Source organism: Pseudomonas sp. MIS38 (assembly GCF_019891575.1).
Lineage (GTDB): Bacteria > Pseudomonadota > Gammaproteobacteria > Pseudomonadales > Pseudomonadaceae > Aquipseudomonas > Aquipseudomonas putida_A.
Window position 1 is genome coordinate 20,733 of record NZ_JAFLXF010000037.1, and the last position, 6,391, is coordinate 27,123.

General features: G+C 57.8%; 7 protein-coding genes. 3 read left to right on the forward strand and 4 right to left on the reverse strand.

Annotation, left to right across the window (positions count from 1 at the left end; all coding sequences use genetic code 11):
• On the reverse strand, window positions 1-393 hold the full coding sequence (locus J1G18_RS27035) for a MerR family transcriptional regulator (protein ID WP_041074696.1): 393 nt from the start codon (window positions 391-393) through the stop codon (window positions 1-3).
• A gap of 74 nt (window positions 394-467) precedes the next feature.
• Between J1G18_RS27035 and J1G18_RS27040 the strand changes: the two genes are divergently transcribed.
• The gene (locus tag J1G18_RS27040; RefSeq protein WP_223009421.1) at window positions 468-1,547 is read left to right on the forward strand and encodes an SDR family oxidoreductase; all 1,080 of its coding nucleotides are present in this window, start codon (window positions 468-470) and stop codon (window positions 1,545-1,547) included.
• 145 nt (window positions 1,548-1,692) lie between these two features.
• Here J1G18_RS27040 and J1G18_RS27045 read toward each other — a convergent pair whose 3' ends face one another.
• Both J1G18_RS27045 and J1G18_RS27050 read right to left on the reverse strand, forming a co-directional pair.
• Window positions 1,693-2,814: an SMP-30/gluconolactonase/LRE family protein gene (locus J1G18_RS27045; protein WP_223009423.1), complete on the reverse strand. Its 1,122-nt coding sequence runs from the start codon at window positions 2,812-2,814 to the stop codon at window positions 1,693-1,695.
• Between the two features lie 115 nt (window positions 2,815-2,929).
• Window positions 2,930-3,964 carry an NAD(P)/FAD-dependent oxidoreductase gene (locus J1G18_RS27050; protein WP_098968348.1) on the reverse strand — a complete coding sequence of 345 codons (1,035 nt, stop codon included), beginning with the start codon at window positions 3,962-3,964 and terminating at the stop codon, window positions 2,930-2,932.
• Window positions 3,965-4,100: 136 nt separating this feature from the next.
• On the opposite strand from J1G18_RS27050, the gene J1G18_RS27055 reads away from it, so the two are divergent.
• Both J1G18_RS27055 and J1G18_RS27060 read left to right on the forward strand, forming a co-directional pair.
• Window positions 4,101-5,216, forward strand: coding sequence for a saccharopine dehydrogenase family protein (locus J1G18_RS27055; RefSeq protein ID WP_223009426.1), 1,116 nt, complete (start codon window positions 4,101-4,103; stop codon window positions 5,214-5,216).
• A 2-nt stretch (window positions 5,217-5,218) separates the two neighbouring features.
• Window positions 5,219-5,707, forward strand: coding sequence for a DUF2269 family protein (locus J1G18_RS27060; protein ID WP_223009428.1), 489 nt, complete (start codon window positions 5,219-5,221; stop codon window positions 5,705-5,707).
• Between the two features lie 8 nt (window positions 5,708-5,715).
• Here J1G18_RS27060 and J1G18_RS27065 read toward each other — a convergent pair whose 3' ends face one another.
• Window positions 5,716-6,168: a thiol-disulfide oxidoreductase DCC family protein gene (locus J1G18_RS27065; protein ID WP_098968351.1), complete on the reverse strand. Its 453-nt coding sequence runs from the start codon at window positions 6,166-6,168 to the stop codon at window positions 5,716-5,718.
• Window positions 6,169-6,391: the final 223 nt, after the last annotated feature.

Sequence of the window (6,391 nt, forward strand, 5' to 3'; positions counted from 1 at the left end):
TCAATGATTGGCAGCGTCGCTCAACTGTTGAAGCTCAAGTTGCCTGGCAGCACTCGCTTCGAGGGTCGCACGCTCTACATCCAGATACCGATGGATGCTTTGGAGGTTGGCAATTTTCTGTTTGATTTCGGCCATCTTCTTTTCAATCAGCTTCGCGCCGTCAGCACAGTCGATCAGCTTGTTGCGCTGCGCATCCAGAATCTCGCCTATTTCCCCCAAGGAAAATCCCATGCTTTGCGCGCGCTGGATAAAGTCCAGATCCTGCAGGGTTTGCTCGGTGTAGACACGATAGTTGTTGGTTTGCCGCAGCGGTGAGATCAGGCCGATTTGCTCGTAGTAACGCAACGTATGACGGCTGGCGCCGCTGCGAGCCTCGAGTTCGCCGATTTTCATGAAAACACCGCTTGACTGTAGAGTTGGGTCGATACTTTACGCTTGATTTCTCACCTTCAACAAGGAGCAGGGAAATGAGCGTGGAGTGCTTTGTCACGGGGGGAACCGGCTTCATCGGTCAACATTTGCTGGCGAACCTGAGTGCAAAAGGTCACACCCTTCGGGTATTGATGCGTCGCCCGGAGCGGCTGGCTGCGTTGCGCGAGCAAGTTGATAGTTTAGGCGGGTGCGCGACACGGGTATTTGCCGTGGCTGGCGATCTGGAACAGGACAATCTCGGGCTGAGCCTGGCTGATCAGGAGGTGCTGAGGCGCGCCAGCGTCATATTCCATCTGGGCGCTCACTTCGCATGGGGGCTTTCGATGGAGCAGTCTCGTGCGGTGAATGTGCAGGGGGCAAAGCGTGTGGCGCTGTTGGCGGCTGAGCAAAAAAGCCGTTTAGTGATGATCGGCGGCTACATGCTGAACAATCATGAACATCTGCAACGCATCGGCATTGATCCTCGTCAGCCGGAGTTGACGAACTGGCCCGCCGTCTACCGACGTGTCGGTGGATACGAGGCAAGCAAGCTGGAGGCGCATTTTGCGACCCAGCAGGTCATGTCCGCCAAGGGTGGTGAGATGACCGTTGTCCACCCTGCGACGGTCTGTGGCCACAGCCGCACCGGGCATATCGTTGACGGTCAGCCGCTGGTGGCGCTGATACGCAACCTGGTGCAGGGCAAGATGACTGCAGTGCCCGGTACCGCCGAGCACTGGCTGCCACTGGTCACCGTGGATTATCTGGTCGAACTGGTGGCTGTTTGTGCTTTTGATCCTGCCATGGTGGGCGAGGAACTGCTGGCGCTTGACGATCAAACGCCAAACTTGCGAGAACTCCTGGCACAGGTGGCTAAACCTTTGGGCTTGAAGTCTCCCAAACATCACATTTCACTCCGACTGCTGAAGTGGCTACTGAGTATTCCTCCGGTCGCGTGGTTTTTGAATACAAAACCGGAAGCCTTGGACTTTATCCAGACCACTCGTTTCAACACCGCGGCGGTCGAGCAATTTGCCAACAGGCATGGAATAGCCAAACCGGATATACGTCAGGCTTTGCAGCACACGGCAACGTTCGTCAACGCGTATTGCATAGCCAAGGGCCAGGCACTCTGACTTCACCCTTGGGCGGCGCCGTCGATACAGGGCGGCATGCTATCGAACGATAATTCAGCGACAAGGATCGTCACCGCGCAGCCTCGGATGCGCGGCAGGATCTTGTTTCGCTACTCACGGAACTATCGCGAGACCGGCGTCGTTTTTACAACGCGAACGTAGTCCCACGCGTATTTACAAATAACGAGTAGATCGAGTGACTACTGGCCATGAACAGTCGATTGCCTTCGCGCCCGCCGAAGCACAGGTTCGGGCAGCGTTCTGGCAGCGAAATGTGCCCGATGGCCTTGCCCTGCGAGTTGAAAACACGCACGCCGTCGAGTTTTTCCAGGTCGGCCTTGGGATCACCATCACCGCCCCAGCCGCACCACAGGTTGCCCGCTTCGTCGCACTTGATGCCGTCAATCGCGGCATAGTCCAAGCCTTCGATGTGCTTGCGGCGTTCACCCAGGGTGCCGTCGTCTTTCACCGTAATCGCCCAGATCAAGCGATTGGGCTTGGCGCGACCTTCGACGACATACAGGGTCTTTTCATCGGGAGAAAAGCACAGGCCGTTGGGGCCGTTAAGGTCGTCGATTACCCGAGTGACTTTTTGGCTCTCACCGTCGATGCGGTACACGGCGTGGGGTTGGGTCGGGGTGACTTTGTGGCCTTCGTAGTTGTTGCCGGTCTGGAATGGCGGGTCGGTGAACCAGATCGAGCCATCACTTTTGCAGACAATGTCGTTGGGCGAGTTGAAGGGCTTGCCGTCGAAACTGTCGGCCAGCACGGTGATCGTGCCATTGTGTTCGGTGCGCGTGATGCGGCGCCCTTCGCTAGTGGTGGTGGAGCCTTCGCAAACGATCAGACGCCCTTGTCGATCCCGGCACATGCCGTTGGAGAAGTTTGAGTGTTCGCGGTACACCGTGAAGGAGTCGGTGATTTCGTCCCAGCGCATGATGCGATTATTGGGGATGTCGCTGACCAACAGATAGCGGCCATCACCGACCCACACCGGTCCTTCGGCCCAGCGCATGCCGGTGGCGAGCTTTTCAACACTGGCGTTGAAAACGCGTAGCTCCAGGAAACTGTCGTCGAGGATATGAATCAGTGGATCAGGGTAGCGCTGACTCAAGGGTTCGGCGGCATCGGAGAAGCGGGGCAGTGCGGCGCTGCCGACAGTGGCGAGCGTGGCGGAAACAGCGAGCGACTGTTTCAGGAAACTGCGGCGGGTATTGCCTTTCACTTGGTCAAGGCTTTCAGGCTTGGCGGACAGGAATGAGTCCATGTAGCGATCTCCGTGGTTTTATTTTTGTTGAGGAGACGTAGTAATACCTTGTGATAAGACATCGTACAAGATGGCATGCCGTTGCCAGCGCTGCATTTTATTGCGGGTGAATTGCTCAAAACGCTGATTGGAATCGATCTGGCCGACACGGCGCTAACGCGGTCGCAAAGCCTCCCCCGACGATCTCCTCGGCCACCAGTCGTCCTACGACTGCCGCCAATGTCACGCCCGGATGCATGACGCAAACATAGGCACCGCTGAGGTTCGGCAGATAGCCAATGACTGGAATGCCATCGACAGGCATTGGTCTGAGGCCGACGCACGCCGTTTGCGGCTCTATGGATAGCACCCCGTGCAGTTCGTGCTGGATGACTTTGGCCGTTCTCTGTGCGATGGCTTGCGCGCTGTTTTGCGGCGCCTCATCTACGTAGTCTTCTGCAGCGAGCAACGTACCGTCAGTGTCTTGCCTGATTTCCATTTCGGGGCTTGAGATGATCGTGTTCACTCGTTGGGGTTGGGTTTTGTAACGGATGAATATTGCGGGTGAGGCGTCGATGGGCAGGGTGACGTTCAGTTGATCCACCAACAGCGGGGTGGCGGTTCCGGCTGCCAGTACGACAACGTCGGCATCGTGCTTGCCCGTCGCAGTGATCACGCCGCTGACGATACCGTCCAGAATCTGCAAACCGAGCACTGGCGTATGGGTAAGCAGAGTCGCTCCTTGCGCCTGCGCACCTGCAATCAAGGCCCGCGTTGCCTGCACGGCATCCAGCGCGCCTTCTTCGGCGGCAAAGAACGCCCGTTCTGGAGGATGTTTGAGGTTGGGTTCAAGCTCGAGAATCTGCGCGCTATATATAGAAGGCGCTTGAAACCGGCCATCGCCGTAAGACAGCGCACCGGTCCAGCGCACCTTCAGCCCCGGCAGCTCGGATTCGAGTCGGCGGTATTCTGCGATGGCCGCTGCGCGCAACGGCGCAATGGAATCCGGTCCGCCGTGCGAAGTATTGATCCAGGCGAAGGAGCGGCCCGTCACACCGGACGCAATCTCACCGGCCTCGACCATTATGACGTGTGCACCTTTCGCGGCGAGATGATACGCAACTGACGCGCCGACGATTCCCGCGCCGATGACGATGATTCGTTTACTCATATCAACCTCCGTTGTCGAGGCGCTGACGTTACTACATCGCCGTCCTTTGACGCAGGCTTGCCTGGCCCGGTGATATCAGGGAAGCTGCGCCGAATCCGGTTACGGGTCAGTTGTTGAATTGTTCAGGGAAGCGTTGATGGCACTCAGGGTGTTGGTGGTTGGCGGGTATGGAAACTTTGGCAGTATCGTTTGTCGGCATCTGATCGACATGCCGGGCGTCGATCTGGCGATCTCGGGGCGCGATCCGCAGAAGCTGGAGCGCAAGGTCGCTGAGTTGGGGGCGAGCTGCGAGCGCTGGTGTGGTGATGCGATGGGCGCCGGTTTCACCGCTGCTCTGCGCGCAATGAATATTCAACTGGTGATTCACACGGGCGGCCCGTTTCAGGGGCAATCCTATGCAGTGGCCGAAAGCTGCATCGAGGCGGGCGTCAATTATTGCGATCTGGCGGACTGCCGGACGTTTGTCAATGGCATCGGCACACTCGATGCCCGAGCGAGAGAGGCCGGTGTCGTCATCCTCAGTGGTTGCAGTTCGGTGCCGACGCTGTCGTCGGCGATCATCGATGAGCAGCGCCATCACTTCAAACGCATCGACTCGATCGAGCACGGCATTTCCTCGTCAGCGAAAATGCCGGGGTTGTCGACGATCGAGGGTGTACTGGCGTATGCGGGCAAACCGATCCGCCAGTTGCGCAATGGTCAAGTGCATGAGGTGATGGGCTGGGAAGACTTGACCCTGCGCAAGCTGCAGAACCTGGGCACTCGTGCGCTGGCCAATGTTGATGTGCCGGACATGGACATCTTTGCCAGCCGCTTTGGTGCGCACACGTTGAGTTTCAAGGCAGGTGCTGGCCTCAAGCTCGGCGGCGTGGCCAATTATCTGTTTGCACTGGGGATGAGGAAAGGGCTGGTGCGTGACCACAGGGTGTGGGCGGCCCGGTTGCATCGCTGGGGGACATGGTTTGAGCGTTTCGGTGACGGTAGAAGTGCGATGTATATAGATGTGCGAGGTGTCGGTTTGAACGACCAGCCGTTGTCGATGATGGCGCAACTGACCGCGCTGAATGACAAGGGGCCGGAGATCCCTAGTTGTGCTGCCGTCGCTCTGGCCGCGAAGATCGCCCGAGGTTACTTGCCCGAACCGGGGGCTCGTCCATGTGTTGGTGAGATCAGCGTCGACGAATACATGGCAGCGATCAACGATCCGCAGAATCTTGGCCTGTCCGTGATGTTCTCTGACGGGATGCGTTGAGCATGCTTTATCTGAGCGTGAAGTACGTGCATGTCATCGCTGCGATTTTCCTCTTCGGCTTCGGCATGGGTTCCTATCTGTACCTGATCGCCGCCAGTCGCACGGCCAATCCGCAAGTGATTGCGCATGTGGCGAGAATGGTCGTGCGCTATGACGCCTGGATCACCACGCCGGCGGGCTTCATCCAGATCGCGACGGGTTATTGGCTGACAAGGCTTTCCGGGTTGCCCTTGACCACGGAATGGGTGCTGATGTCGCTGATCCTGTTCTTTATCGTGGGCTCGCTTTGGTTGCCGGTGCTGTTGCTGCAGAAACGTTTGCTGGGGATGGCGGCGGACGCGGTGCAATGTGGCGCAAGGCTTGATGCTGATTACCGGGCTGTTTATCGGCAGTGGTTCTGGATGGGTGTTTGCGGGTTTCTCGGGATGTTCGTAATTGTTTTGATGATGGTGACGAAGATGACGCCGGGGCAGTGGCTGCAGTTGATGTAGCTGAGCATTCACATTGGCGACTTGAGAAAGCGTCGTTCGTGATCGGGATCGGGTAACAGGCAACTGTCGTACTTGCCGAAGATCCGATAGCGATTCAGTGCCACGCGGTCGTAGGTCCAGTCTCTAAGTGCTCGTGGGAAAACTCGCAGAAGCGTGATCGGCGACCAACGAGCCGGCAGTTGTGCAATCACTTCGAAAAACGCATCGGAGCGCACCCAGTAATGCTCGTCGCGGATCACCGCCATAGTGTCGAATTCGTCCACCGGGAGACCGGCCCATGCCAGCAAGGCCTGACCTTCTGGCGATTGCACTGCCGCCAGGCGCACTCGCTGTTTGTTGTCGTGGCGAATCAGAAAACGCGCCCAGCCGTTGCATAGCTTGCAGACGCCGTCGAACAGCACCACGGTCTCGCCTGGATTGAGCAGGGGCGCTGGGGTAGGGCGTATTCGGGAGCCGGGCAAGGGCCGGGATCCAGGAAGTTGGGCTGTCATTGTGAGGCATCATCCGAAGGCGTTGTTTTAGGCGATGGGCCGTATGCTGCGCATCTGTTGACGGTGCGTCTATATATAAGCAGGCTTTTTCGGTGCATTGATAGAAAACTGAAATTAACGGTTGACGGCAGATTCAGGAGGTCTATAATTCGCCCCACTTCCGGCGCAGTCGAAACGGAAAACTCCTTGAGAT